The sequence below is a fragment of the Clostridium boliviensis genome, from assembly GCF_033342255.1.
GTDB classification, from domain to species: domain Bacteria; phylum Bacillota; class Clostridia; order Lachnospirales; family Lachnospiraceae; genus Lacrimispora; species Lacrimispora boliviensis.
Window position 1 is genome coordinate 1 of record NZ_JAWONS010000262.1, and the last position, 532, is coordinate 532.

Consider the following 532-nt stretch of genomic DNA (forward strand, 5'->3'; position numbering starts at 1 on the left):
CACGGATCATATTCTTCTTGGCTTCCTCAATCCCCTTCCGGATCGCTTCCGGCACCTCCGCGGCCTTGCCGATTCCGGCACCGACCATTCCCTTTCCATCACCGACGACGACCAAGGCGCTGAAGCTGAACCTCCGTCCGCCTTTGACCACCTTGGCCACCCGATTGATGTTCACCACTTTCTCAATCAGTTCAGGAGCTTCCTGCTTCATCGCTTTGTTTTCCTTGTTCAAAAGTCGAGCCCTCCTTCCCGGGCACCTTCAGCCAAGGCCTTTACCCGTCCGTGGTAAAGATAACCTCCGCGGTCGAACACCACACGCTTCAGACCTTTCTCCAACGCCCGCTTGGCGATCAGCTGACCGACTTTGCGCGCCGCTTCCACATTGCCGCCGTTTTCGATTTCGCCCTTCAGCTCCGGATCCAGGGTGGATGCGGAAACGAGGGTGTGGCCGGCCAGGTCGTCGATCAGTTGGGCGTAGATGTTTTTGGAGGAGCGGAACACGTTCAGGCGGGGACGCTCCGGCGTGCCGAAA

At 58.6% G+C, this 532-nt stretch carries 2 protein-coding genes; both read right to left on the reverse strand.

The window, feature by feature from the left end; translation table 11 throughout:
* The coding region (locus tag RZO55_RS17925) for an uS5 family small ribosomal subunit protein (protein WP_500683312.1) at positions 1–211 on the reverse strand (211 nt) is incomplete at its 3' end.
* Between the two features lie 17 nt (positions 212–228).
* Positions 229–532 (reverse strand): 50S ribosomal protein L18 (gene rplR, locus RZO55_RS17930; protein ID WP_318065631.1); only part of this gene is annotated, 304 nt, incomplete at its 5' end.